The organism is Dellaglioa sp. CoH-56-MRSF-13, from assembly GCF_056782095.1.
Genome location: NZ_JBXAYC010000047.1, coordinates 1 through 511, shown reverse-complemented (window position 1 = coordinate 511; position 511 = coordinate 1). Strand labels below are relative to the sequence as shown.

Below are 511 nucleotides of genomic sequence, written 5' to 3'. Positions count from 1 at the left end.
TCTCCGAGTCAATGGGCGATCAAGTCAAAATCCTGCAAGGCGCAATTGGGGATGAGATTACGGAAGAATCGTTCATCGATCACGTGAAGCAGATAAAATACGAGTTCGATACGACGGCCGCTAATATTGAGGAAGCCGAAGAATACGAGCAGTATAAAAAGAATAACGCCCGATACAACGAGGCGTATGCAGAGCTGAGTGAGGTCACGCAGAACCTGATCGAAGAGAACGGCAGAGAGCTTGCGGCCGAGATGAAGAGGAAGAAGCTGATCTGGAAACCTTGGTTCGGGTCTATGAGCATCAGCTCGAACATGCAGAGAAGTTCGCAGAGGGCAAGTGCGAGTCTTGCGGGCAGGCGGTGAAGATTAAGGACCCGGCAACGCTCAAGAAACGCCTCAAGGCCGCTCAGCAGAAGCTGAAGCAGCACGCACAGTATGAGGCCTACCGAAAGGCGTGGGCCGCGCAAACCCGTGCAGAAGTCCGCCTCGCAGAGCTTGAGAAAGAACAGAGC

At 53.2% G+C, this 511-nt stretch carries 1 protein-coding gene; it reads left to right on the top strand.

Going from position 1 to position 511, the window contains the following annotated elements; all coding sequences use genetic code 11:
* The coding region (locus AC1RP1_RS07795; RefSeq protein WP_481762689.1) for a hypothetical protein at window positions 1–362 on the top strand (362 nt) is incomplete at its 5' end.
* Between the last annotated feature and the right edge of the window lie 149 nt (window positions 363–511).